The 25,809-nt window shown below is 60.6% G+C and carries 25 protein-coding genes and 2 pseudogenes; 13 read left to right on the top strand and 14 right to left on the bottom strand.

Translation table 11 applies throughout. The features are described 5' to 3' along the window. Nucleotides 1-123: 123 nt before the first annotated feature. The 4 genes from RGV59_RS27085 (at nt 124) to RGV59_RS27100 (ending at nt 2,173) form a co-directional block, all read left to right on the top strand. Nucleotides 124-444: a hypothetical protein gene (locus RGV59_RS27085; RefSeq protein WP_046382569.1), complete on the top strand. Its 321-nt coding sequence runs from the start codon at nt 124-126 to the stop codon at nt 442-444. A 75-nt stretch (nt 445-519) separates the two neighbouring features. Then, on the top strand, nt 520-1,077 hold the full coding sequence (locus RGV59_RS27090) for a Smr/MutS family protein (protein WP_017845840.1): 558 nt from the start codon (nt 520-522) through the stop codon (nt 1,075-1,077). Between the two features lie 78 nt (nt 1,078-1,155). Further along, a complete protein-coding gene (gene folE / locus RGV59_RS27095; protein WP_017845839.1) occupies nt 1,156-1,701 on the top strand; it encodes a GTP cyclohydrolase I FolE in 546 nt (181 codons plus the stop codon). A 100-nt stretch (nt 1,702-1,801) separates the two neighbouring features. Next, entirely contained in the window at nt 1,802-2,173 is a 372-nt protein-coding gene (locus tag RGV59_RS27100; protein WP_017845838.1) for a glutathione S-transferase N-terminal domain-containing protein, read from the top strand. Between the two features lie 16 nt (nt 2,174-2,189). Here RGV59_RS27100 and RGV59_RS27105 read toward each other — a convergent pair. The 4 genes and pseudogenes from RGV59_RS27105 to RGV59_RS27120 all read right to left on the bottom strand — a co-directional run. After that, nucleotides 2,190-2,315 (bottom strand): annotated as a pseudogene (locus RGV59_RS27105) (outer membrane lipoprotein carrier protein LolA); the annotation flags it as partial. Beyond that, a complete protein-coding gene (locus tag RGV59_RS27110) occupies nt 2,285-2,602 on the bottom strand; it encodes a hypothetical protein (RefSeq protein ID WP_046483978.1) in 318 nt (105 codons plus the stop codon). The gene RGV59_RS27110 and the pseudogene RGV59_RS27105, both read right to left, overlap by 31 nt. Further along, nucleotides 2,599-3,924: an acyclic terpene utilization AtuA family protein gene (locus tag RGV59_RS27115; RefSeq protein ID WP_126586507.1), complete on the bottom strand. Its 1,326-nt coding sequence runs from the start codon at nt 3,922-3,924 to the stop codon at nt 2,599-2,601. Before RGV59_RS27115 ends, RGV59_RS27110 begins: the two co-directional genes overlap by 4 nt. Nucleotide 3,925: 1 nt before the next feature. Further along, nucleotides 3,926-5,218: a CitMHS family transporter gene (locus RGV59_RS27120; protein ID WP_102618018.1), complete on the bottom strand. Its 1,293-nt coding sequence runs from the start codon at nt 5,216-5,218 to the stop codon at nt 3,926-3,928. A 111-nt stretch (nt 5,219-5,329) separates the two neighbouring features. On the opposite strand from RGV59_RS27120, the gene RGV59_RS27125 reads away from it, so the two are divergent. After that, nucleotides 5,330-6,226 carry a LysR family transcriptional regulator gene (locus tag RGV59_RS27125; protein WP_102618019.1) on the top strand — a complete coding sequence of 299 codons (897 nt, stop codon included), beginning with the start codon at nt 5,330-5,332 and terminating at the stop codon, nt 6,224-6,226. 42 nt (nt 6,227-6,268) lie between these two features. On the opposite strand, the gene RGV59_RS27130 is transcribed toward RGV59_RS27125, so the two are convergent. Both RGV59_RS27130 and RGV59_RS27135 read right to left on the bottom strand, forming a co-directional pair. After that, nucleotides 6,269-6,871, bottom strand: coding sequence for a glutathione S-transferase family protein (locus RGV59_RS27130; RefSeq protein WP_017845833.1), 603 nt, complete (start codon nt 6,869-6,871; stop codon nt 6,269-6,271). A 10-nt stretch (nt 6,872-6,881) separates the two neighbouring features. After that, entirely contained in the window at nt 6,882-8,048 is a 1,167-nt protein-coding gene (locus RGV59_RS27135; RefSeq protein ID WP_126586505.1) for a PLP-dependent aminotransferase family protein, read from the bottom strand. Nucleotides 8,049-8,129: 81 nt separating this feature from the next. Here RGV59_RS27135 and RGV59_RS27140 point away from each other — a divergent pair, with 81 nt between their 5' ends. The 3 genes from RGV59_RS27140 (at nt 8,130) to RGV59_RS27150 (ending at nt 10,785) form a co-directional block, all read left to right on the top strand. After that, entirely contained in the window at nt 8,130-8,564 is a 435-nt protein-coding gene (locus RGV59_RS27140; protein WP_046382563.1) for a MarR family winged helix-turn-helix transcriptional regulator, read from the top strand. 196 nt (nt 8,565-8,760) lie between these two features. Continuing rightward, complete coding sequence (locus tag RGV59_RS27145; protein WP_167331342.1) at nt 8,761-10,092, top strand: NCS2 family permease; 1,332 nt, start codon at nt 8,761-8,763, stop codon at nt 10,090-10,092. Nucleotides 10,093-10,158: 66 nt separating this feature from the next. Next, a complete protein-coding gene (locus RGV59_RS27150; protein ID WP_126586503.1) occupies nt 10,159-10,785 on the top strand; it encodes a LysE family translocator in 627 nt (208 codons plus the stop codon). Here RGV59_RS27150 and RGV59_RS27155 read toward each other — a convergent pair. The 8 genes and pseudogenes from RGV59_RS27155 to uraH form a co-directional block, all read right to left on the bottom strand. Continuing rightward, on the bottom strand, nt 10,775-12,409 hold the full coding sequence (locus RGV59_RS27155) for a hypothetical protein (protein ID WP_322247124.1): 1,635 nt from the start codon (nt 12,407-12,409) through the stop codon (nt 10,775-10,777). The two genes, RGV59_RS27150 and RGV59_RS27155, sit on opposite strands and share 11 nt — an antisense overlap. Beyond that, nucleotides 12,406-16,044, bottom strand: a complete 3,639-nt coding sequence (locus RGV59_RS27160) for a dermonecrotic toxin domain-containing protein (protein ID WP_322247125.1) — start codon at nt 16,042-16,044, stop codon at nt 12,406-12,408. Before RGV59_RS27160 ends, RGV59_RS27155 begins: the two co-directional genes overlap by 4 nt. Before the next feature lie 588 nt (nt 16,045-16,632). After that, nucleotides 16,633-18,978 (bottom strand): T6SS phospholipase effector Tle1-like catalytic domain-containing protein, encoded by a 2,346-nt coding sequence (locus RGV59_RS27165; protein ID WP_126586500.1) that lies wholly within the window; start codon nt 18,976-18,978, stop codon nt 16,633-16,635. After that, the gene (locus RGV59_RS27170; RefSeq protein ID WP_126586498.1) at nt 18,966-19,478 is read right to left on the bottom strand and encodes a DUF3304 domain-containing protein; all 513 of its coding nucleotides are present in this window, start codon (nt 19,476-19,478) and stop codon (nt 18,966-18,968) included. The genes RGV59_RS27165 and RGV59_RS27170 overlap by 13 nt, the downstream gene beginning before the upstream one ends. 154 nt (nt 19,479-19,632) lie before the next feature. Then, nucleotides 19,633-20,595, bottom strand: coding sequence for an IS30-like element ISPsme1 family transposase (locus RGV59_RS27175; protein WP_017846754.1), 963 nt, complete (start codon nt 20,593-20,595; stop codon nt 19,633-19,635). A gap of 78 nt (nt 20,596-20,673) precedes the next feature. Continuing rightward, nucleotides 20,674-21,405 (bottom strand): DUF4123 domain-containing protein, encoded by a 732-nt coding sequence (locus RGV59_RS27180; protein WP_322247126.1) that lies wholly within the window; start codon nt 21,403-21,405, stop codon nt 20,674-20,676. A gap of 291 nt (nt 21,406-21,696) precedes the next feature. Continuing rightward, nucleotides 21,697-21,804 (bottom strand): annotated as a pseudogene (locus RGV59_RS27185) (IS110 family transposase); the annotation flags it as partial. A gap of 129 nt (nt 21,805-21,933) precedes the next feature. Continuing rightward, complete coding sequence (gene uraH, locus RGV59_RS27190) at nt 21,934-22,287, bottom strand: hydroxyisourate hydrolase (RefSeq protein WP_017845823.1); 354 nt, start codon at nt 22,285-22,287, stop codon at nt 21,934-21,936. Nucleotides 22,288-22,318: 31 nt separating this feature from the next. Between uraH and RGV59_RS27195 the strand changes: the two genes are divergently transcribed. The 5 genes from RGV59_RS27195 (at nt 22,319) to RGV59_RS27215 (ending at nt 25,804) form a co-directional block, all read left to right on the top strand. Then, nucleotides 22,319-22,456 (top strand): hypothetical protein, encoded by a 138-nt coding sequence (locus RGV59_RS27195; protein ID WP_185833601.1) that lies wholly within the window; start codon nt 22,319-22,321, stop codon nt 22,454-22,456. Between the two features lie 221 nt (nt 22,457-22,677). Next, complete coding sequence (puuE, locus tag RGV59_RS27200) at nt 22,678-23,604, top strand: allantoinase PuuE (RefSeq protein ID WP_126586496.1); 927 nt, start codon at nt 22,678-22,680, stop codon at nt 23,602-23,604. Continuing rightward, nucleotides 23,601-24,116 (top strand): 2-oxo-4-hydroxy-4-carboxy-5-ureidoimidazoline decarboxylase, encoded by a 516-nt coding sequence (gene uraD / locus RGV59_RS27205; RefSeq protein WP_126586494.1) that lies wholly within the window; start codon nt 23,601-23,603, stop codon nt 24,114-24,116. The genes puuE and uraD overlap by 4 nt, the downstream gene beginning before the upstream one ends. Before the next feature lie 41 nt (nt 24,117-24,157). Beyond that, nucleotides 24,158-25,159, top strand: a complete 1,002-nt coding sequence (gene alc / locus RGV59_RS27210) for an allantoicase (protein WP_017845820.1) — start codon at nt 24,158-24,160, stop codon at nt 25,157-25,159. Nucleotides 25,160-25,300: 141 nt separating this feature from the next. Beyond that, a complete protein-coding gene (locus tag RGV59_RS27215; protein WP_126586492.1) occupies nt 25,301-25,804 on the top strand; it encodes an ureidoglycolate lyase in 504 nt (167 codons plus the stop codon). Nucleotides 25,805-25,809: the final 5 nt, after the last annotated feature.

The following is a 25,809-nucleotide window of genomic DNA, read 5'->3' on the forward strand; positions in this document are numbered from 1 at the left end:
GTGCGGCCGATTCGAGGCCCCGCTCATCTGCAAATGCCTGTCATTTGCTGCAATTACCTCTGGCGCCGGAACAACCTGTGTATCTTCCGGTCGAAGGGCCGATACCCTGGAGGAAAGGTCGGAATGAAGATATCCGATGGTTTTGATGCTCGTCGCTTGCGCCCCAAGGGCCCGAGCAACTGGCGTCTGCGCCTGGTAGCCGGCATTGCCGCGCTGCTGGCGATCATAGGTGTGCTGCTGGCGGTCGCCGGTGGCGCGGGCTTGTCGGGGCATTCCCCGGCGCTGGGCGAACTGAATGCCAGCCCCGGTGGCTCGGCGATGCTGTTGGTGGGCGGCCTGCTGGTGCTGTGGTTCGGCGTGTGGTTATGGCGCCGCAGCCGGCGGCGGATGCGCCAGCCGTTGTCGCTGAACATCGCCTCGCACCTGATGAAAAAGCACGACTGATGGCGCTTGGATAGCGTTTCCTGCGCCCCGGCCGCCGCGATTTAGGTAAACTGCCCGCCCCTCGCGGAGGCTGACATGCAAGACGACGATTTTTCCCTGTTCAAAAACGAGCTGCGCGGCGTCAAGCCGATCAAGCACGACCGCGCCGACACCGGCAAACCCAAGAGTGACCGAGCGCAGATCGCCAAGCTGCGCCAGGCCGCGACTGTACGCACTGACGCCACCACCGTGGACGGTCTGTCGGACCAGTTCGTGATTGACGTCGGCCCCGAAGACGAGCTGATGTGGGCCCGCGACGGCGTGCAGGAAAGCCAGATACGCAAGCTCAAGACCGGCCAGATCCCCTTCGAAGGCAGCCTCGACCTGCACGGCATGAGCGTGGAAAAAGCCCGGGAAACCCTCTGGGCCTTCCTCGCCGAAGCCACCCGGTTCGAGATCCGCTGCGTGCGCGTCACCCACGGCAAGGCCGTGCGCCTGGATGGCAAGCGGCCGATGATCAAGAGCCACGTCAACACCTGGCTGCGCCAGCATGCCCAAGTACTCGGCTTTACCTCCTGCCAGCCCCGCCACGGTGGCGCCGGCGCGGTGTATGTGATGCTCAAGCGCACCATGCTGGAAGGGCGCGACGAGTAACCCGTGCCATCGTCAGGCTTGCAGCGATGGGTCGGCCACCGTACCCTTGCGCTTTGCGAAAATCCCACAGGTAGTTTCATGTCCCTGGAACAGAATTACACCGCGATCCTCGGCCAACTCGGCGAGGACGTTACCCGCGAGGGCCTGCTCGACACGCCAAAGCGTGCCGCCAAGGCGATGCAGTACCTTTGCCGCGGCTATGAACAGACACTGGAAGAAGTCACCAACGGTGCCTTGTTCAGCTCCGACAACAGCGAAATGGTGCTGGTCAAGGACATCGAGTTGTACTCGTTGTGCGAACACCACCTGCTGCCGTTTATCGGCAAGGCCCACGTCGCGTATATCCCGAGCGGCAAAGTGCTGGGCCTGTCGAAGGTCGCGCGGATTGTCGACATGTATGCGCGCCGCCTGCAGATCCAGGAAAACCTCAGCCGCCAGATCGCCGATGCCGTGATGCAAGTGACCGGCGCCCTGGGCGTGGCCGTGGTGATCGAAGCCAAGCACATGTGCATGATGATGCGCGGTGTGGAGAAACAGAATTCGTCGATGATCACCTCGGTGATGCTGGGTGAGTTCCGCGAAAACGCGGCGACCCGCAGCGAATTCCTCAGCCTGATCAAATAACCGGTCGGGTAGGAAAAAGCCGGCGTTCATCGCCGGTTTTTTTTCGCCCCCACAAATCAAGTAAGATGCGGCCCTCTGTTCTGGGCAAGAGGTTTCAGCCATGTTCGTCAAAGCACTTCGAGTGGGCCTCGGCCACGTCATCATCGCGGGCGACTACATTACCCGTCCACGCAAAAAGCAGCGCCCCGCCGAGCAGCAAGCGCAGGTCAACGCGGCCGCCAAGGAACTGACCCTGTATCAGTTCCACGCCTGCCCGTTCTGCGTGAAGACCCGTCGCACCCTGCATCGCCTGAATGTGCCGGTAGCGTTGAAGGATGCGAAGAACAACGAACAGGATCGCCAGACCCTGCTGGAGCAAGGCGGCAAGATCAAAGTGCCGTGCCTGCGCATCGAAGAGAATGGCCAGACCACCTGGATGTATGACTCCAAGGTGATCATCGATTACCTGGACAAGCGCTTCGCCGCCGCCTGACAAACGCCCTCTCCTCTGTAGGAGCGAGCTTGCTCGCGAAAAACCTGAGGACGCCGCTGGGTGTCAGGTTCCCCTCGTTATCGTTGACGATTTTCGCGAGCTGGCTCGCTCCTACAGAGCGGGGATTTCCATGTCCAGTAATGCGGAGCCCAGGCACTTGCCATGGGCGTCCAGCGCCAGCGAACGGGTCACGCCGCCGCGCAAGATCCCCGGCAACACGAAGTTCAGCGCCTGCACGTTGGGCAATTCATAGCGTCGCACCGGCGCCGCCCCCGGCTCCAACAGCCCGGCGAAGAATGCCGCCACGCGCGCGGCCGTGAGCTGTTCGCAGAGCAGCGGATAATCCTCAGGGCGATAGGCAATGATCGAAATGTTCGAGGTGTCGCCCTTATCCCCGGTGCGGGAATGGGCCAGGGTATGCAGCTTCATGCTTCGATCCTCGGGTTGACGGCGTCACGCGGCAACAACAACGAGGCTACCGCCACCACCTGACGCACGCTCTTGCTGGCACCGCCGCCGCCGGACGGGCCGTTGGTGTAGAGGGTTTCCACTTCATTGCCGACCCGCACCGCTTCGCTGCGTTCCTCACAACGCGCAGCGACGCGCAGGCGCACTTCCCACGGCTCGACGCGGCTGCGCGGGCCGTGCAGCGAGTCCATGCCGATCAACTCGGCGCGCACGTCCTGCATCTTCACCCCCATCAGTTCCAGGCGCTTGAGCACCACCTCCCGCGCCAGTTGGGCGCGTGCGACGGCTCCCGGCCCGCCGTAGGACATCTGCCCCTCGCCGATCCAACCGTCCAGGTAACCCACGCTGACTTTCAACCGTTCCGGCCGCGCCCGTCCCGCAGCGCCCTGGGCGCGTACCCGGTCGACGCTTTCCTCGACAAAGCTCACCTGGGAAAAGTCGGCCGTCACGTCCGGCGTCAGATAGGCCGCCGGGTCGTGTACTTCGTAGATCAATTGTTCAGTACACGTAGCGCGGCTGACGCGCCCGCCCGACCCGCTCACTTTGGTGATCACGGCGTAGCCCTCGGCATCGATCTCGGCCAGGGGGAAGCCGAGGCGCGCCAGGTCGTCTACGTCCTTGAACCCGGGATCGGCGAAATAGCCGCCGCTGACCTGCCCCGCGCATTCGAGCAAATGCCCGACCAGCGTGCCACGCCCCAGGCGCAACCAATCGTCAGCCGCCCAGCCGAACGCAAACATCTGCGGCGCCAGAAATAGCGACGGGTCGGCCACGCGCCCGGTGATCACCACATCGGCCTCGGCGCGCAACGCCTGCAGAATGCCGTCGACGCCCAGGTAGGCGTTCGCGGAAATCAGCCGCGCACCCAGCGAGCCAAGGGTCTGGCCGTTATCCAACACCTGCTCGGGGCGCAACACGTCGAGCACATCATCGCCCACCACCGCCACGACCTTGAGGCTCAGGCCCAGCTCATTGGCAATGCGCCGCACTTCAATGGCCGCCGACACCGGGTTGGCCGCGCCCATATTGGTGATCACGCGCAAGCGCCGACGACCTGCCTGCTCACCGACAAAGGGCAGCACCCGGCGCATGCGCTCACTCAGCAACGGGTCATACCCGCCCTGCGGATCGCTGATGCGTGCCTGTTGCGCCAAGGCGATGGTGCGTTCGGCCAGGCATTCGAAGACCAGGTAATCGAGGTCGCCCTGTTCGGCCAGTTCCACGGCAGGTTCGATGCGGTCGCCGGAATAGCCGGCGCCGGAACCGATGCGCAAGGTTTTCATCTCAAAATACTCCCAGGAGCAACGCGGTCAGGGTCATCAACACCGACGCGGCGAACAGAAACGGAATAGTGAAGCGCTGGTGATCGGCCAGCTCGATCTTGCACAGCCCCACCAACAGGAAGGTCGCGGGGGTCAGCGGGCTGACCGGGAAACCGGTGGTGTGTACACCCAGCAACGACGCCTGGGCCACTTGCAGCGGGTCGACGCCCAGGGCCTTGCCGACTTCGGCGATCACCGGCATCACGCCGAAATAGTAGGAATCGGGGTCGAACAACATGCTCAGCGGCATGGAAATAAAGCCCACCACTGCCGGGATCAACTTGCCGTGGCCGGCCGGAATCTGCGCCACCGCCACTTCGGCAATCGCCTTGAGCATGCCGGTGCCTTGCATGATGCCGGTGAACACGCCGGCGGCGAGCAGGATACTGGCCATGGTCAGGGCGGTCTTGGCATGGGCGTCGATGCGTGCGCGCTGGGCGTCGACATCCGGGTAGTTGATGCACAGTGCGACCACGGTGCCGAGCATGAACATCACCACCGGGTCGACCCAGCCGGCGATCATCACCACCATCACCAGCACGGTGAGCATCAGGTTGACCCAGAACAGCCGCGGGCGTCGCAGCTTGATGTCGTCGTCGCTGAGCACCCGTTGCGGCACGGCATCCACCGTCGAACCGGCGCCCAGGCCAAGGCGTTTTTCTTCACGATGGCCGAGCCACCAGGCGCAGGCGAAGACAAAGATCAGGCCGACGATCTGCACCGGGATCAGCGGCTGGAACAGATCCGCCACCGGCACATGCAACGCCGCCGACGAGCGCAGCACCGGGCCGGTCCACGGCAGGAAGTTGACCCCGGCAGCCATCGCGCAGACGCAGGCGAGGATGCGTTTGTCGATGCCCAGCCGCGTATACAGCGGCAGCATCGCCGGCACCGTCACCAGAAACGTCACCGCGCCGGAACCGTCCAGGTGGACCAGCAAGGCGAGGGTCGCGGTGCCAACGACAATTCGTGTAGGACGCGTCCCTACCGTGCGCAGGATGCGATCAATGATCGGGTCAAGCATGCCGGCATCGGTCATGATCCCGAAAAACAGAATCGCGAACACAAACATGCCCACCACCGGGGCAACGTTCTTGATCCCGGTAATGATGAAGGCACTGGTTTGCAGGCCGAACCCGCCGAGCAGCGCAGCGATGATCGGCAAGGCGATCAGCGCCACCAGGGGCGAGAGGCGTTTGCTCATGACGGCAGCGAGCAAGCAAAGGATGGTAATGACACCCAGGGTAGCGAGCATGGGTTACTCCAGAGCGGCCTTGGTGGCCGGTTATTGTTTTCCCTGGAGTATTGGAAACGCGTTAGTCTTTGTAAATTGGAATATTCACCAGCTAGCGTTCGGAAAAACAAAATGAAGAACTCTATCCAACACATCCAAGCCTTCCTCGCTGTCGCGCGCACCGGCAGCTTTACCAAGGCAGCCAACGAACTGCATCTGTCGCCGTCCGCGCTCACCGTGCAGGTTCAGCAACTCGAGGACTGGCTCGGCGTCGCCCTGCTCGACCGCAGCCCGCGGCATGTCAGCATCACGGCCGCCGGCCAGGAAGCGCGCGGGCCGATGGAAAAGCTGCTGCTGGACCTGGACAACATCGTCACCGGCTCCCGCGACCTCGCGGCGTTACGTCGTGGCGTGGTGACCATCGCCGCCCTGCCCTCGGTGTGCGCCGGCGCCCTGCCGCCCGCGCTGCGCCTGTTTCGCGAACGCTTCGGCGGGATCGAAGTGCGCCTGCATGACCTGGTGGCCCATCGCATTCATGCCCAGGTGCGCTCGGGCGAGGTGGACTTCGGCATCGGCGTGCGCGCACGGCTGAACCACGGGCTGGCGTTCGTGCCGGTATTGAATGATCGGCTGTGCGCGTTCGTACCGCAGGATCATCCCCTCGCCCGCTATCCAGCGCTGACCCTGAAGCAACTGGCGGATCAGCCGATCATCCTGACCGGGCGCGACAGCAGTGTGCGCGAACACGTCGAAGCGCTATTTGATGAGACACGCCTGACGATGAACGCGGGGATGGAGGCCAACTACATGTCGACGGTGTTGGCGCTGGTGCGTCAGGGCTTGGGGATCAGTGTGCTGCCGGAGTCGGCGGCGGACAGCCTGGAGGGGTTGAAGCGCATCAGCATCGATCATCCCGGCGTGAACCGCGAGATCGGGTTGATCAGTCGCAACGCGATGGCGCTGAGCCCGGCGGCGCAGCGCTGTTTCGACTTGCTGCATGAAAAATTATCCGACACACCACTGAGCTAAATGCGGGAGGGGCTTGCCCGCTCCCACAATTGACCGAGTGAGTCAGTCGAGCATCGCCACATGTCTGGGATGGCTGGCCACACGCTTCAGCCATGCCTGCAGCGCCGGGTAAGGCGTCAAGTCAAAACCGCCCTCATGCGCCACGTGGGTGTAGGCATATAGCGCAATATCCGCAATCGAATACTGCTCGCCCACCAGGTACGGCGTGCTTTGCAGTTGGCGCTCCATGACCTTCAACGCCTTGTAACCGCCCTTGTGGGTGGTTTTGTATTCGTCGAGGCGATCCTCTGGCATCCCCAAGTACAGTTGGATAAAGCGCGCCACCGCAATGTACGGCTCGTGGCTGTACTGCTCGAAGAACTGCCACTGCAACACTTGGGTGCGCAAGCGCGGTTCGGTCGGCAGAAACTCGCTGCCATCGGCGAGGAAGTTGAGGATCGCATTGGATTCCCACAGGCAGGTGCCGTCTTCGAGCTCCAGCACCGGGATCTTGCCGTTGGGGTTCTTGGCCAGGAATTCGGCGGTCTGGGTGTCGCCCTTGAGGATGTCGACATCCACCCATTGATACGGGATGCCCAACAGGTTGAGCATCAATTTGACCTTGTAGCAGTTGCCCGACTTGTAATCGCCATAAACCTTGTACATGGGGCTCCCCTTATGCCGCTCGCGCGTGCTGTGCTTGACGGACCACCGCGGCCAGGCGCTTGAGACCTTCGTCCAGACGGGACGGGTCGATATGGCTGAAATTGAGCCGCAGTGAGCCAAGGTGCTGGTCCGGCTCGGAAAAGAACGGTTCACCGGGCATGAACGCGACGTTCTGATCGAGCGCAGGAGCCAACAAGGTGCGGGTGTCGAGCGGCTGTTTCAAGGTCAACCAGAAGAATAATCCGCCCTGGGGCACTTGCCAGTCGGCCAATTCGCCGAAATGCCGCTCGAGCGCCGCCTGAAAAGCATCCCGGCGCGCGCGATAGAAACCGCGCAGCTCGACCAGATGCTGTTGATATTTTTCGCTGCCGAGCCACTGCATCGCCTGCCACTGGCCGACGCGGTTAGTGTGCAGGTCGGCCGACTGCTTGAGCTTGAGCAAGTGCGGGAACAGGTCGGGGCTGGCGATCAGGTAACCGACGCGCAGGCCGGGCAACAAGGTTTTCGACACGGTGCCGGTGTAGATCCAACTGGCCTTTTTCAGGCGGCCGGCGATGGGCTGCGCGCTGCCGCCGTCGAAGGTCAGTTCGCGGTACGGTTCGTCTTCGATCAGGGTCACGCCGAACTCATCGAGCAGCGCCGCGACGGCTTCGCGCTTGGCCTCGCTGTAACGCACGGCCGACGGGTTCTGGAACGTCGGGATCAGGTAGATGAACGCCGGGCGGTAGCGTTCGAGACGTGAGCGCAACGCGGCCAGGTCCGGGCCGTCGGCTTCCAGTTGTACGGTGAGGCACTCGGCGCCGAACAGTTGGAAAATCTGCAAGGCCGCCAGGTAGGTCGGGCCTTCCAGGAGGATGTTCGTGCCCTTGTCGATATACAGCTTGGCCGCCAGGTCCAGGGCCTGCTGGGAACCGCTGACCACCAACACCTGGCTGGCCTGGCACGGCACACCCAATGCACGCGCCTCGGCGGCGAGCAATTCACGCAGCTGCGGCTCGCCTTCGCTCATACCGTATTGGCCGATGTTCACCGGCATGTCGTCCCAGTTCAACGCAGGCAACATCGCTTCGGCCGGCAGCCCACCGGCGAACGACATCATTTCCGGGCGCTGGGCCGCCGCGAGGATTTCACGGATCAAGGAGCTTTTGAGGCGCGTAACACGTTCTGAGAAGGCCATAGGGTCACCGGTAGCAAAGCCTGTGGGAAATACGTCAAACTGGTTGACCGAAATTACGACGACTTGCGTGGATACGTCAATATGCTTGACCTTAAAAACCAGACCAGCCAGCAAACCGCCATGGAAGCGTTCTTCTTCGGCTACCAGGCGTTCACCGCCAAGGCCGACGAAATGCTGGAGCGCCGTGGCCTGAGCCGGGTGCATCAGCGCATCGTATTTTTTATCGCGCGCTACCCCGGCCTGAGCGTGAAGGAACTGCTGGAATTGCTCGGCGTGAGCAAGCAGGCGCTGAACATGCCGCTGCGCCAATTGCAGGAAATGCACCTGGTGCAAAGCGTCGCGTCGGAGACCGACAAGCGCAAACGCCTGCTGGAATTGAGCGCCGAAGGTCTGCGTTTCGAGCAGTCCTTGCGCCGCGAACAGGTGAAGTTGTTGCAGCGCGCCTTCAATGAAGCGGGGGAAGCCGCGGTGAACGGCTGGCTGGCGGTCAATCAGGCGTTGAGTGCGGTGAATTAGCCTTTCATCCTTTTTTGCGCAGACAATCGAAAACATTATTTGCTTTTTTTGTATACAAAAGCATAATTCGCTTCGTGCGAGTTCCTGACCTATCAGTCAACAAACCCGCCAGTAACTCACAGCGCCTGCGCGCTGACCATAACAATAAAATGCTTGAGGAGTACTTGCTGTGGATAGCCGCAAATCCGAAGCCCCGCTGGACCTCGCCGCGCCGAACCTCTCCGCCGCCGACAGCGGTTGGCTCGAACGCCTGTTCAAACTGCGCGTGCATGGCACCACAGTGAAGACCGAGTTGATCGCCGGCCTCACGACGTTTATCACCATGGCCTACATCATCTTCGTCAACCCGAACATCATGGCCGATGCCGGTATCGATCACGGCGCCGCCTTTGTCGCCACGTGCATCGCTGCTGCGCTGGGGTGCCTGTTGATGGGCCTGTATGCCAACTGGCCGGTGGGTCTGGCGCCGGGCATGGGCTTGAACGCGTTCTTCACCTACACCGTGGTCGGGACCATGGGCTACACCTGGGAGACGGCCCTCGGCGCGGTGTTTATCTCCGGCGTGTTGTTCATGGTGCTGACGCTGTCGCGCATCCGCGAATGGCTGCTCAACAGCATTCCGGTGAGCCTGCGCCATGCGATGGGCGCCGGTGTCGGCTTATTCCTCGGGGTAATCGGCCTGAAAACCGCTGGCATCATCGTCGACAGCCCGGCCACCCTGATCAAGCTCGGTTCGCTGCACGAGCCGGCACCGTTGCTGGCGGCCATCTGCTTTCTACTGATTGCCATCCTCAGCTACCACCGGGTGTTCGGCGCGATTCTCATCAGCATCATCGCCGTGACCCTCGCCGGCTGGGGCCTCGGGCTGGTGCATTACAACGGCATCCTCTCCACCCCGCCGAGCCTGGCACCGACCTGGTTAGCCATGGACGTGATGGGTGTATTCAATGTGAGCATGATCAGCGTGGTGTTCGCCTTTCTGTTTGTACACATGTTCGACACCGCTGGCACCCTGATGGGCGTCGCGCAACGGGCCGGGCTGGTCAACCCCGACGGCAAGATCCACAACCTGTCCCGTGCGTTGAAGGCCGACAGCGCCTCCAGCGTGTTCGGCGCCATGGTCGGCGTGCCGCCGGTGACCAGCTATGTGGAAAGTGCCGCCGGTGTCGCCGCCGGCGGCCGTACCGGGCTGACCGCCGTGACCGTGGGCGTGCTGTTTGTGGCGGCGATGTTTTTCGCGCCGCTGGCGGGCATGATTCCTGCGTATGCCACCGCCGGCGCGCTGATTTATGTGGCGATGCTGATGATGGCGAGCATGGCCCATATCAATTGGGACGACGCCACCGACAGCATTCCGGCGATCGTCACCGCGATCATGATGCCGCTGACCTTCTCGGTCGCCGACGGGATCGCCCTGGGCTTTATCACTTACGTGGCGCTCAAGGCCGGCAGCGGCAAGTACCGCGAAATTTCCGTCAGCCTGTGGGTGCTGTGCGCGATCTTTATCGCGAAATTCATCTTCCTCTAGGTCGGCAACCCCCGAAGAAACCGCCTCACCGTTGGGTGAGGCTTTTGCGTGAAAGGAGCACTGTGAATGAACCTGGAAACCTGGCTGCTGTTCAGCGGCGCCGCGCTGGTGGTGATCCTGATCCCCGGTCCCCTGTCGTTGCTGATGATCAGCAACAGCTTGAACTACGGCCTGCGCCGTTCGTACCCGGCGTTCCTCGGCGGCGTGTTCGCCTCGATCTGCCTGTTGAGTGCCTCGGCACTCGGCCTGGGTGCGCTGTTGCTCGCGTCGGAACAATTGTTCAGCGCCTTGAAGATAGTCGGCGCGCTCTACCTGTTTTACCTCGCCTGGCAGAGCTGGCAGCAATCGCGCCAACCGGCCCACGGCGCAGTGGTGCCCCTGGCCGTCGCCACGCCGCGTTTTCGCGCCTTGTTTGGCCGTGCGTTTGTACTGGGCGCCAGCAACCCCAAGGACATCCTGTTCTTCGCCGCCTTCCTGCCGCAATTCCTCAGCAGCCAGCAGCCGTTTCTGCCGCAACTGCTGGTGATGATCGCCACCTGGTCCGTGCTCGACCTGTTGTGCAAGCTCGCCTACGGCCTTGGCGCCCACGGCGCGGCACGCTATCTGCGCAGCGGCAACGGCCAGAGCTGGTTCAACCGCACCAGTGCCGGGCTGTTCGGGGCGGCTGGCGCGGTCTCGCTGCTCAATGTCTGAGCGGGGTCACTTTGACAAAATACACGCTGGGGCGGACCGACCCCGTCGACTGCCACTGAATGCCGGCGGCGATCCGAACCAGACGGTTTTCCCGCAGCGCACTCTTGACCGCAGCCAACGCCAGCGAGGTCGGGTGTCTGATGATCGCGGCATTGAACCAATGGTCTGTCAGGCGGTTTTCCAACGGTACAGAGCCGCGCCCAAGCCAATGCAACGACACGTAGTACAGTTTGTTTGAACCGCAGCGCGAATGTGTCACGAGCAATTCATGGCTGGGCTTTTTGCCGCGCATGACCTGCAGTTCCTGCACGTCGAAGCCCTGCTGTTCGAGCACGCGCTTGACGGCTGCGCGCTGTGCAATCTCCCGCTGCGGCGCACGCGCGCGGCCGCCGGTGCGCAGGGTCGGGTCCAGGCCGGCGACGTTGAAGTCGACGCGAGTGAAGCCCGGTGCCTTGCCGTCGAAGCCGATATAGATCGATCGGCCGCTGCTTTCGGTGGGCCGCAGCATTCTCAGCAAATCATCGGTCTGGCCCAGCCGGTTGGCGGTGGGGGTCAACCAATTGTCCAGCGCTGCACGCACATTGAGCAGGTGGCTGGCCGTCGCCGAGCGAGAAGTATCGGCCAGTTCGACCAGCCGGGCGACGGCCATGCTGCGGCTATGGGTAGTAAGGTTCGGGAACGCCGTGGCGACAGATCGTTCCAACGGCGTGTCGAACAACGGCGCATGGAGCTGCCACTCGCCCGCCTGGGTGCGTGATACCGGGATGGGCTGTTCCTCCAGCGCAGTGTCTGTCCAACGCTCAAGGTCCGCCCGGGCCAGTGACACCAGCGGTTCATCCTTGGTAATGAATGCAAGGCCGCTCCAGGGCGCACTGTCCCCCGGCGCCAGCACCCGGTAATAGCCCACCCCCGATGCCGTCGGGCGGTCGTACTGGGCGCCGATATAGATGACATCGTAGGGAAACCCCGGCGGGTCCATATGCACATGAAACGTGCCGAACGCCGAGGAGCCAGGCACTTGGCCCGTGGGCACGCGCGCGCGCCAGGCGAACCACTCGGTGTTCGGCGCAGACGAGCGATAAATGCGGCTTTCCGTAGCGGCGCGCACCGTCGGTGGGCGCCAGTCCGGTGGCGGCGTCACGGGTGGACGCCATGGGTTGAGCACCCCGGAACTGGTGCCCGCGACCGGTTGCGGTGCATCCGCGCCGAGTAACCATTCCTTGGACTGGTGGATGTGCAAAATCAGTTCGTCCTGCCCCGGTGTCTGCGGGTTCTTCAGGCGGAACGCCGGTTCGTCTCCACGTCGGTAAAGGGGGTAAGTGTGGGTGTCGTCCGCCACAAAGAGCTCACCGTGTTTCACCTGCACGCCTGCCGTGTCCGGCCCTTTCAGCGCAACGGCGCCCTCAGGCACGCCGTTGATTTTGAAGCGTTCCAAGGCCTTGAGCCGAGTCACGGGCGGCGTTGCCACGCGGGAAACCCCGGCATCCGTCGCCATCCGTAAACGATGTAGCCGCCCCAGCACGGCCCTCAGCGCCGGCCGCGCGACACCTGCGCCGACACGTCCGACTTTCCTGGGGCCGGGGACAAAGTTCAGCAACACGTCGATCACCATAAAGGCGCTCATGAAACCCACATCGACCGCGTCCCGGGGGTCGCCGAAACGGTGATAACGCCGTGACACCAGCAGCAGCTCATGGAAGTCATTGAACGTCCCGTACAACGGCGAAAAAACCCCACCAGCGCCCGTGCGCGGGTATCACCCTGCTCATTCAGGCGCTGGTTCCGATAGTGCTCCAACGCCTTGCCGGAATGACTGGCCGCTTGAGTGCGACGTTGCAGCTCCTGCACGCTGGCGTGGTAGAGCAATGCCTGGGCGTTGCAGTGGGGCACGGCCACAAGCGCGAGCCAGTCCTGCGGAGCACTGGCGATCTGTTCAAGGGTCTGGGCTTCGATCTCCTCGAGCACCACCGCAGGTTCCAGGTGCTTGATGCCGAATGAGCGCACGAAGTCGATCCCCCGCCAGATGCCCTTCATCATGAAAAACGCCGGTATGGCTTTCAGCGTTTTGGCGGCCTGGGCGCGCGCATCGACCCCCTCCGGTGGCTGGGGGAGCGCCTCGAATGCCCAGCCCGGCGCGACCTGCCGCGCCAGTGTCTTGACGTTATCCGCTAACGCACCGATGCGGTTCAATGCAGCATGGGCCTGTTGCAAGCTGCCGTACTCGGTCAGGACCAGGGCCGGCGGCGCATCGGGCCAGTAAACCACGCACAGGTCGGTACGCGGGTCATGTACCGCGACGATCCCTGCGACATAGCGATCATGCTGCAGGGTGTGGCCGACCAGATGGACCACATACAACTGCAGCGGGTGCTGACTGCTCGACAGGTCCTGCGGCGTGCGTGCCGCCATCGCCGTCTTGAACAGGCTTTGTGCCGTTGCCGTCAGCCCCCGTTGCACCGCATCGAACAGGTGATATGCAGCGCCCGCTTGCAAGGCGCGATTCAATAACCCAGGGATACGTCCGTTGCTGAGCACACGGTCGGTTTCACGACGGGGATAATAAACTTGGTGGATCAGGGCATCGTAGCGGCCACCGATGTCCAGCGAAGACACCAGCCCGATCAAGTAAGCCGCATTGAGGCGCTGCTTCCACTCGGGTTGCAGATAACGCGCATGATCGAATCGCCACTGCGTCCAGGGTGCCAGCGGGTCCAGGTTATGCAGCGCCAGTTGCAGCAAGCTGAAGGAGGTGCGCGTCGCGGTCGGGGTCAGCACGATGCGGCGATCGCCCACGGCGCAGCCACTGGTCCAGCCACAGAAAGCGCCGTGGACATCATCGGGCATCTCGATCAACGCTTGGTCGATATCCAACTGCGGAAAAAAACCGTCCTCGCGCAAACGGGCGATCAAGGCGCGCCGGGCAAAGGTGTTCAGATCAGGCAGGCATTGCTCCAGCCGGCTTTTGAAGGCCAACGCGTTGCCCAGGTACAAGCGCAGCAAGCGCTTGAAGTGTTGACGCTGGGCCCGTGGTGCGTGCGCGAGCCAGGCGGGCAGGGTTTTCGCCTCAGACGCCGCCGTGCGCAGCAGCTCAATATTGGCCAGCGCCTGGCTCAGGGCATTATTGGGCGGGATCTTCAACTGCGCGTCCAGATCGACCATCAGCAGCGCGCGGCTCAGGTCGGCATCCGTCACTTCGCTGAACACCCGAGTGATGTCCTCGTTGCTGCGGTGTAAGCGGTCGTAGCTCCCCAGCAGTTTCTTGAGCGCGGCCAGCGCGGGCTTGCCGTTGATTTCAACGTAGCGCACGTCGAGTGTTTGCGCGGCGGCATGGGCGCGCAGGTCGGCGCGTTTATCGTGCTCGACGCAGCGCCACAACACCGAGTCGTCTGGGCTGTTCAGGCTTGCCTTGAGGCTGCGGGTCAACGCGTCCAGCCCGGCAAACGCCTTGATCCCACCCTCCACGCCGAAAGCGTAAAGCACCACCGGCAGTTGGCGCGACGAGCGCTCTGGCGCCGCAGCCGTGGTCACTACCCACACGTTATGGAGCGGGTAGAAAGCGTCCGGCGCGCTGCCCACCGCGATCGACAGCACTTGGGCAAGACTGCCCGGGCGACGGCTGGCCAACGGTTGGTCGACCACCTCGATCATCAGGTCGCGATGCGCCGTACTGATCAGCTTGAGGCGGTGTTGCAACTCCACCTCGCAACGCAGGGCCGCGGTTTGGGCCTGCATAAACAACGACACGCGCCTGGGCGTGCCCGCTCCCCCCGGACGTTCAGCCCAAAAAGCCAACTCAAGCAGCCGTTGCCCGGCATCTTGCATCAACGTATTCAACGCTTGGATATGCACGTCAATTTGGCTCATCAGCGACGCAATGACCCGATACGCCAGGGTATCCGCGCTGGGATCAGCCGGGACCAGCAGCGCGAGCAGCGCATCTTCGTAGCGTGCGACCTGACGCTGCGCCGTGTGCAGGGCCAGGCCGGAGGCCGTGCTGGCGAAGATGATTTCTGCGCCTCGGCGTTGCCGGTCCCACTTGAGTAATTGCGCGCCGATCACGCCAAGCCGAGCGCCGCCGACCCATTGCTGCCTCGCCCCTTCGACCGCGGCCAGAAACGGTGCGGCATCCGGCAGTCGAGGCCGCCCTTCGGAAAACACGTAGCCGTCATTCATCTTCGCCGCACACGCCAACTCGTTGCTCCATTGCCCACTCAGCAAGGCCTCGGCACCCAGCGCCAGCGCATCGGCCATCAGCGGCAGGCCGCGCATAAAGGCGCTCGTCGCAGACAAGGCAGCGGGGCGGTACACGTTATCGCGCCGACTTAACGGCAGGCACTGCCAGAGCGCGTGGAACCGCGACCGGTCCAGCGCCAGCAGGCCGTCCTGCAGGGCGGCGAAGGACGGGTACTCGTAGAAGTTGCGGCCCCCACCCGGCAGGTAAACCACATGCGGCGCATCGCTGGGGTCGCCCTCGCGATACAGATGCAGTGCCCCTGGGATCGCGACCGCCGATACCCCCGGCCACAGCAACTGGCCGACGCGCAGCGTAGCCCAAGCCCCGCCCGCACGTCGGCGCGCCTCGGCGCTGGGCGCATCGATCAGGGCCTGAACCATGGCGAATCCCGCACGCGATAGCTCGTCCAGTTGCCACGCCAAAAAGGCCCGGTCCGCAAACAGCTCCGTGTGCAACTCGACCCAGCGTTCCCGGCGTGTGAGCCAGGTGCCCTGCGCCAGGCAGTCCCAGTAGGCGCTCACCGCATGGGCGAGCCGCTCGAACAGCTGCAGCGCGACGACGCGGCGCAGGGCTTCCAGCGGCGTATACGGCAAGTGCCGTTCCGGCGCGTCTTTGACACTCAGGGCGGTGAATTGATTGACGTTGATCAGCACCGTCGGCAGAACCAGCAACGCCAGCGCCCGCTCGGTCAGGCTCTCGACTTTGCGCGGCGCGGCGGGCGGCTTGGGCTCGCTGAACAAGAGGTGGTCCGGGTCCATTTCGAACGCTTTGCGCAGCTCGGCGCGGATGACCGTCAAGACTTTCGGCGAACGGCCTATCAGCCGCGCCAGTGCGCGTGTCGCGGCGACGCAACGCGCGTCGGCAAGCGCAATTCGATTGATCAGGCGACTGGGGTGCGTGTAGGCGTTAATCCGCCGTATCAGTTGCTCGCGAATCGCCTGCGTTTGTACTTGGACGGCAAGGTCCGGGTCGTCGGCATTAACGGTGTCGGGTGAAGCACTCGCGTGATCGGGGGACGAGGTCATGGGGTTTTCTTCTGCATGAGGAAAACACCCAGCCTAGGCAGCGCCGCAGGGCAAAAGGCGCTAGATAGTTGCATGCGCAAGCGACATAAAAATCTATGGTCACCCCCATTTTTGCAATACTGATTAACGGGTGGTCCAGACAAAGCGTCAGCCAAGAGAGTTCGAATTCCCTACGGTTATTGAAGTCACCGAGTTCCTCGCGATATGTCAGCGCTTGAACATCCCCTCCGATATTGCTCCCATCGCAGAACATTGCGCAGTGGTTATCGAGCCGACGTCCATATATCTGGCAACTGCTCGCAGATCGACAGCAGGAAGTCGCTGATGACAATGCGATCCGCATTTTGCTTGAACAGCTACACAGCCCTGAAGGTTTGCCGCCCAAGGCCGACAGCGTCTGCCATTTGATCAATCAGCATCTGTTGGAACACCCTCAACTGCTCTGGCCAATTGGTTGGGCAGCCGAGAACAGTTGCGGGCTGATTGGGGTGGGAAGCGAGAAGGTGCAGCTCGATTATCAAAGCCATCAGTTGAAGTTGGAACTGAGGTTTGTAGGGTAATCGACCAGAATGATTTATTTTTCGCGTCTTAAACGACACTATCCGGTTCGAACAAGCTGCCCGTCTTGCGCAACATGGCGGTGGTTCGTTCCATGCGTCGGGCAAAGTCATCCAGTTCAATCTGATGCTTCTGCTCCGACGCGATCTGACCCACACGGCTGCTTGGTTGCAGGAGTTGTTCCGCGCCTGGCAAGAACGGTACCACTAGGCCAGTGGCCTTATCGATCACCTGGTAGCCGATGGTCGCCGCCCCAATGCCCGCCGCCAGTCCGCCAACACCACCTAATACACCACGGCGCTTGATGCCATACACCGTAGCCCCGGCAATCATCGCCACGCCCAATATGCGACCGGCCACTACGACTGGGGACAGATCACGGCTATTGTCATTGCCGAAATAGGTCATGCGGTAAAAGAAATAACCGGCCCACAACTCCCTCGACTTCAACTTGTCGTGCATGAACCAGGCCCGCGAGTCGTGTATCTGGTCATCGAACAACGCCACCAGTAGGGCCATCTCAGGGTCTGCACCGGACGTGCCTTGAGCATCACGGAACAGTTGCTTACTGCGCAGATCACCTGCCGTCTTGAGGGCGTCATGGTCCTTGGACTCGTCATTCTCGTTAAGTAAATAGATCGCATCGCGTAACACCACGTCGGTCACCGTGCCTTGCCAACTGGATTGCTCACGCTTCTGGCCGGTGTAGTCAGACTTGAATTCCTCGGCAGCTTGGCTGAGTTGGGTCTGATCAATCTGCGGTTCATAGATTCGTGGGCCGGGATACTGAGGGTTCTCCCGCCGCATTTTCACGGCATCAGCCTGGTCTTTTTTATACTGTTCGCGCTCAGTAGTTTCCTGATAGGGCGTCGCCTCTTTGGCTTGGGTGAAAAAAGGCTGGCGCTTATAGCTGTCGTTATTACCTTGAGGATCATTGACGTAACGACCAATACGCCAACCGGTGATCCAGCCCAGTTGATCGGCAAGGGTGTCTTCTACGGTGGTGTTCAGACGCAGCGGCTTATAGGCCGAGTCCTCGACGGATTTGTCAGCCGCAACACCTGGTAGGGTTTTGAGGCGCCAGGCGTTGAAACGATCCACTACATGGGGGCTCATATCGAACTCCTCTCTTGTATCTCGTTCCAACTTTCGCCACAACTTCTCCGAGCTATTATTAAACGTGTCCGGCAGTACCTCTTCTGGCACTTGCAGAGGGGCACCCGCTGCAAAAGCAGCGGCATACAAGTCGTGCAAGACAATCTGCGACACCAGCTCATGAGTACCTTCACGAGCTTTGCCCTGGTCATTTTTCGGGTAGCCGCCGCCCACATCCGAATGCACACCGGGGTACACCACTTCGTAGGTACTGGCCGGATACTGGCCGTTTTCGTTACGAATCGAATCCAACGGAAAGCATGAGCGTTGCTCGAAGCCCGCGACAAAATGCCGACAACACTTGACCAGTTCCGGGAACCGCTGCGCATCCGGTAGCAACTGGGTGTTATCGGCCCAGTCCATATGCCCAGCAAAGAATGGGGCTACATGGGCAATACCCACCGAGGCCACCGTGTCCAGCACGCCAAGAAACTCGACGCTGACAGGCAAGCCCAACAGTTCCTGTTTTGGCAGTTCATCCCCTTCTGGGGTGTCGAACAACTGACTCAACCAGGTAACAAAAGTGCGAGCCTCTGCCGCTCCCCGAGAGAAACCGTACACGTACAGTTTGACCGCCAGCACTTTAGGCTGGGCCTCGTCCTTGCGAGCGTGTAAAGGGGCCAGCAGCTCTTTCATGATTCGGCGGCGATTGCCTTCACCCAGAGCACTCATCAGCGGTGCCTTCCAGGTGCTCATGGCCTCGACCTTGGTCTTGGCGACAATGTCATCAATTCCGCTTTTATTGTTCAGAGCATAAGATAACGCGCTGGCCACCTGTACCAAGGCCCAGTTGATCCGGTCTTCCCCCCCAGTGGCATATTGCAGCCCGCTATCGCTGTAATCCAGTTCGCCAACTTCGGGGAATGGCGTGCCGACACCGGGCATGTAATACGAAAAATAACCCTGCCCCATCGCGTCTTTACCTCGTAGTGAGGCATGAAACAGCTTGGCGATATTAGTGGGATGCCCCTCCTGGGTGTCGCTCTTTTCGTTATTGTTGGTGCCATCGAAAAACAGACTGATATGCAGGCTATGACAACAGGTAAAACGCTGTGTGCGACGCCCTTGATCGTCACGTTTTTGTTGAAGCCGATTTTGCTCAGCAATTTGCTTATTGTAGTTATCTGTCACATCCGATGTTTTCGTCGGAAAACGCCCCGTAGCAGGAAAAACTGGCGGCCCCCAAGCTTTGTCTTTTGAATTATTGTTCACTTCGGACATACGGCCGGCTCCTTCATTTGCGAGGGTTCTTTAATCGGGTAATGCTCTGAGTTAAATGCCCAACATGAACTCGTAACCTTGATCTGGTTACAAACCAAAAAGTGTACCTTCAAGCCACATCGTTCCGTCCCAGGCCACTCTGGAATGTCCACGGTGGTGTTGTGGCGCTGATAGTTGGCTTTATGTTTAACCATAAAAGCTCTGAACTCGTCCGTTCCTAAAGGCGGCGTGGGCCCAAATGGCTCAGGATCGACCTCCCATTCAATCTGGGCCTTTAAGCCAGGACGCCATTTGACGGGCATGATGATGCAACACGAGCTTCCACCACCACCGTCCGCTCGGTAACCATTGACCGACATCCAGTTAATACCGTGCATGGTATGGTTGATGGCTTGCAGGTTTCCCCCAGCCATTTCATTGTTCGCTGAAGAACACCCAGATAACGCGAATCCCAACAAGTAAAACGCGACTTTTTGTGTTTTTTTTATTATCGATTGCATCGCTATCAACTTCCTTGCTGATCACCTTGATCGCGTAAACCATTCAAACCACTTGTGCATGCAATACACTCTTGTCCCAGCGCAAAGTGGCTATCCAAGCACCTAGGTTCTGCTTAAGTTCTGTTTCACATACTCGGTCAAATCGCCCCTGAATTCAACACATAAGTGCAACGCTCACCCCTGCATAAACTTCGTACGGCGTCTTCCAGCCCAGGCGTTTTCGCGGGCGTAAATTGATCTTCGTTACCACGCGACTGACCGCCTCGACGGTCAGCTTGCTGAAGTCGCCGCCCTTGGGAAAATACTGCCGGAGCAGGCCGTTGGTATTTTCATTAGTGCCTCGCTGCCAGGATGAATAGGGTTCTGCAAAAAAGACTTGGCACTGGCTCCGATGCGCAATGCGTTCATGCCCGGCAAACTCCTTCCCGTTATCCAGCGTCAGCGTGTGAACAGCATGCCCCTTGAGCAACAGATTGATCGCCCGCGTTACCTGCCGGCGCGTCCTGCGCTTGACCGGATAGGCGCTCAGGTAGCCGCTTTTACGATCAACCAGCGTGACCAGATTGCCGCCTACGCCATGCACCGTGTCACCCTCCCAATCACCTAGACGCTCGCGGGCTTCGACCTCAGCAGGGCGCTCGGTTATCGATACGCGATTACGCAACTGTCCGCGCCGGTCGTGGCTTCCGTAGCGTTTTCGGTACAGCTTCCTGCGGTGCCGCAAATACTTGTATAACTCGCCACCTGCGTGTTTGTCGGTGGCGATAAACCGATAAATCCACTCGTGACTGACCGCGCGCTCCGGCTGCTCTTGCTTCAGGCGCTGAGCAATCTGCTCCGGGCTCATACCGTGTTTTAGCCAGAGCGGCAGATAATGGCTGAACCACGTTAATGGCTTGCAGTGCTTGCGCGCCTGCGCTCGACGGGCATCACTTTCATGGGTCGCAGCAACCGCTTTGTAGGTCTTCTGGGAGCTGTTGCGGCGAACCTCACGACTGATCGTCGAGGGATGTACGCCAACCTGTTTCGCGATGCTTGCCTGGCTTTTTCCGGCGCTCAGACCGGCCTCAATCTGGTAACGTTGGCCCTGAGTCAGCTGCCGGTAATGCGTAGTCATCTGCGCTTGAATCCTTCGGTGTGAGAGCCTGGATTCTACCGGTGGCTGACTCTCTGCCTATCGTTTCAAACGTTGCACTTATTCTATGAATTCAGGGCCGAAATAATTTTCCTGACCCGCTTGCACAACAAGTGAGTGAATTAGCGCGAAACGCCGCTCTCGGCTCTCATCCAGGAAATCAAAGTTTTTGCCATTTAACAGTTGCTGTGCATCGCTGATACAACCCAGCAGGTCAAATTGTTGATCGTTCATTTCCACGAAGGGACTGACCTGGATATTGCTCTGATGGGTGAGCCTCGTGCCTTGTAACCACTGCGGCTGGTTATCCCGATCAAGCCAGCCCCAATAAGCAGCGGCTTGCAGAAACTCGGCGCGCTGCTGATCGGTGAGGATCGAGGACATCAGCAGGGGAAAGATGCGTGAGTCGTAATACCGTAACAAACCGGTTTGTCCACCCCAAGCCAATTGCGAAAACCCTTGCAGGGCTTTACTCAAAACTTCGAAGGGCAATGACGAGATCACCACCATTAGGCGGCCATCGGTGGCATGCTCCACCAACTGTTCCAGCCAGGCCTTATGTCGCCACTGCGTCAAGTCCAGACGCATCAACAGAGGGGCCTGATCCAACAGGTTTTGCTCTGACGTGCCGGTGAACAACGAGAACCAGGGGACTTTTGGCGTTAGCATCTCCAAGGCAGGCACAGCACGGTGGCTCCATCCTGCTTGGTCGAGCAGTAAGTCAATCTGGCTTATGCCAATGTGGGCGCAAACATGTTCGATCTGTTCTTGCCATTGAGTGGGCATCGTCATGTCCATATTCCCTCGATTAATTATCGCGGATCAGTCCGGTCGAGGTTCTCGCGTCGGCGGGCAGACGCTCAAACAATGCGCCAAAGGCTGCACACATAAAAATCGAGAGTAAATAGGACATTTCCCAAAGATGAGAGCCTAGTCATGCAAAATATTTCATGGCGATCACACTGGAAACTACTCCCTGATGCAATTGCCACAAAGCAGCACTGATGTACTTAGCGTGTCAGAAAGTCGATGAATGCGAGTCGCATATTTTTCAAGCGCGAACCGTTACAAGTAGGCAGAATTTTGGTGTGAGCATTTTCTGCGAAAGACCTCGCGGCCCAACTTATCCTCGCCGTGCAGGTGGAAAGTGTGTTTACCGAGACCGATACCGATCAGTGCTGACTCGCTCATGATGATGGCCTCCGAAAACAAAACACCCCGTGAAAGCGTAGCCCTCACAGGGTGTTGGGGGTGACCATCTCATTAGCCCGCAGTGTGGGCGGGCAAAAAAACCAACGAAGAGCGTCGAGGGGATGATGCTCAGCTACCGCGATAGGTGGAATAGCTGTAGGGCGAAATCAACAGCGGCACATGGTAGTGCTCCTGTTCGGCGCTGATGCCGAAGCGCAGCACCACCACGTCGAGGAACGCCGGCTCCGGCAATTGCACGCCGCGCGCCCGGTAATAGTCGCCGGCGCTGAATTGCAGTTGGTACACACCGCTGCGGTAGGCGTCGCCTTGCAGCAACGGTGCGTCGCAGCGGCCGTCGCTGTTGGTGACGGCAGTGGCGACCAGTTCCAGTTGCGCGCCGTCGACGCGGTACAGCTCAACCGTGATGCTGCTGCCGGGACAGCCGTGAGCGGCGTCCAAAACGTGTGTGGTCAAACGTCCCATGGCGTGTACGCGCCTCCCGAGGTCAGTAGAAATGAGTGCCGCACTTTTTCAGGGCAGCGAAAAAGCTGGTGCCGGGCCGATTAAGACACTTTTAAAAAAAATTGTACACAATAAAAATCACAAACCTTGCGATCCTTCCACTGGCCTGGCACGACCGGCCGATTCATGAGTCATCCTTGCTTTTAAACGACCTTTTGTCCATTAGCTGACCAGCCAGGCAAGTTTCTTGCTACACCCTTGAAGGTGAGCGTTGCGGAAAAAATGCAGAAATCCGGGCTTACAAAGTGGCGAATAAGTTGTATACAATCACTCATCGCTGTGACGCCACTCAGTCTTTTCACTGCCCGGCCGCCACACCCACCGCTACCACGCACAAGAAGGAAGACTGCAGTGAGCGCTGACTACCCACGCGACCTGATCGGTTACGGCAGTAACCCTCCTCACCCCCACTGGCCGGGCAAGGCACGCATTGCGTTGTCTTTTGTACTCAACTACGAAGAAGGCGGCGAGCGCAATATCTTGCACGGTGACAAAGAGTCCGAAGCCTTCCTTTCGGAAATGGTCTCGGCCCAGCCGCTGCAAGGCGAGCGCAACATGAGCATGGAGTCGCTGTACGAATACGGCAGCCGTGCCGGCGTGTGGCGCATCCTCAAATTGTTTAAAGCATTCGATATCCCGCTGACCGTCTTCGCCGTGGCCATGGCCGCCCAGCGCCACCCGGACGTGATCCGCGCGATGGTCGCCGCCGGCCATGAAATCTGCAGCCACGGCTACCGCTGGATCGACTACCAGTACATGGACGAGGCCCAGGAGCGCGAGCATATGCTCGAAGCCATCCGCATCCTCACCGAACTGACCGGCGAACGCCCGCTGGGCTGGTACACCGGCCGCACCGGTCCGAATACGCGGCGCCTGGTGATGGAGGAAGGCGGCTTCCTCTACGACTGCGACACCTACGACGACGACCTGCCCTACTGGGAACCCAACAACCCCACCGGCAAGCCGCACCTGGTGATCCCTTACACCCTGGACACCAACGACATGCGCTTCACCCAGGTGCAAGGCTTCAACAAGGGCGATGACTTTTTCGAGTACCTCAAAGACGCTTTCGACGTGCTCTACGCCGAAGGCGCCGACGCGCCGAAGATGCTTTCCATTGGCCTGCACTGCCGCCTGATCGGCCGCCCGGCGCGCCTCGCGGCGTTGCAGCGCTTTATCGAATACGCCAAGGGCCATGAGCAGGTGTGGTTCACCCGCCGGGTCGACATCGCCCGCCACTGGCACGCCACTCACCCTTATAAGGGTGCGGCGCAATGATCAGGTTCCAGACCGTCAAACCGTCGACCTTGAGCCGCGATGCATTCATCAGCGCCTTTGCCGACATCTACGAACATTCGCCATGGGTGGCCGAAAAGGCCTTCGACCTGGGGCAGGACGCTTCGCTCGACGAGATCGAAACCCTGCACCAGCGCATGCGCGATATCCTGCTCAGCGCCGATCACGCCACGCAACTGGCGCTGATCAACGCTCACCCGGACCTGGCAGGCCGTGCAGCCGTCCAGGGCCAACTGACCGAAGCCAGCACTCATGAACAAGCCGGCGCCGGTATTCACCAATGCACGGCCGAAGAGTTCTCACGCTTCACCGAGCTGAATGAGGCCTACAAGGCCAAGTTCAAGTTTCCCTTCATCATGGCGGTAAAAGGCAGCAACCGGCATCAGATCATCAAAGCGTTCGAAACGCGCATCCACCACCCGGTCGACACCGAGTTCAAGTGCGCGCTGGACGAGATCAACAAGATCGCGTTGTTCCGCTTACTGACCCTCTAAACGACCATCCCCAGCCACTCTATCCAAGGCAGACAAGAAGAATGAAAGCGCAACCCGTACCTTTCGAGAAGTTCGTCAACCTGGCCGACGCCCGCCTCGGCACCAAAATCATCTCGGTGACCGATGACTGGTTCGCCGACGCCAACCGCCTGTTCCAGCCAACCCCGGCTGTGTGGAAGGAGGGCGTTTTCGATGACAACGGCAAGTGGATGGACGGCTGGGAGTCGCGCCGCAAGCGCTTCGAAGGCTACGACAGCGCGGTGATCCGCCTGGGCGCACCCGGCTCGATCAAAGGCGTGGACATCGACACTTCATTCTTCACCGGCAACTTCCCGCCGTCGGCCTCCCTGGAAGCCTGCTTCCTCGCCTCGGGCGAGCCGGATGACAGCACCCAGTGGGTGGAAGTGCTGTCGGCCGTCGAGCTGCAAGGCAACAGCCACCACTACCACGCAATCAACCATGACCAGGCGTTCAGCCACCTGCGCTTCAACATCTACCCGGATGGCGGCGTGGCCCGTCTGCGCGTGTACGGTGTGCCGTTCCGCGACTGGTCCGCGGTGGGCGACAACGAACAGGTCGACCTGGCGGCGGCGCTGAACGGCGGTCGCGCCCTGGCCTGTTCCGACGAACACTTCGGCCGCATGGGCAACCTCCTCAACCCCGGCCGTGGCGTCAACATGGGCGACGGCTGGGAAACCGCGCGGCGTCGCACGCCAGGCAATGACTGGGTGATCGTCGCGCTGGGGCATGCGGGCGAGATCGAGAAAGTCATCGTCGACACCCTGCACTTCAAGGGCAACTACCCGGACACCTGCTCGATCCAGGCCGCGTTCGTGAAAGGCGGCACCGACAGCCAGATCGAAACCCAATCGCTGTTCTGGCGCGAACTGCTGCCGGCGCAGAAGCTGGAAATGCACGCCGAACACACCTTCGCCGAGCAGATCAAGGCGCTGGGGCCGATCACCCACATCCGCCTGAACGTGTTCCCGGATGGCGGTGTGAGTCGCCTGCGCGTCCTGGGCAAGGTCGCCAAGTCATGCTGAACCTGTAGGAGCGAGCTTGCTCGCGAAAAACTCAAGGACACCGCGTTCATTCAGGATGCACGCGTTATCGTTGATGACCTTCGCGAGCAAGCTTGCTCCTACAACGGTCCATCAATAACCCAACAGATTAAGAAGCCAGCCATGCGCACACTGATGATCGAACCCCTGACCAAAGAAGCCTTCGCCCCCTTCGGAGACGTGATCGAAACCGACGGCAGCGAGCACTTCATGATCAACAACGGGTCGACCATGCGTTTTCACAAGCTGGCAACGGTGGAAACCGCCCAGCCGCAAGACCACGCCATCATCAGCATCTTCCGCGCCGACGCGCTGGAAATGCCACTGACCGTGTGCATGCTGGAGCGACACCCGCTGGGCAGCCAAGCCTTCATTCCGCTGCTCGGCAACCCCTTTCTGATCGTGGTCGCGCCACTTGGCGATGCACCTGTATCAGGCTTGGTCCGCGCCTTCGTCACCAACGGCAGGCAGGGCATTAATTACCATCGCGGCGTCTGGCACCACCCGGTGCTGACGATCGAAAAGCGGGATGACTTCCTGGTGGTTGATCGCAGTGGCACAGGCAATAACTGCGATGAGCATTTTTTCAAAGAGGATGAGCGGTTGGTCCTCGCCCCCCACCAATAAGAGAA

This window comes from Pseudomonas sp. FG1, assembly GCF_034313875.1.
In the GTDB taxonomy this organism is placed as follows: Bacteria; Pseudomonadota; Gammaproteobacteria; order Pseudomonadales; family Pseudomonadaceae; genus Aquipseudomonas; species Aquipseudomonas veronii.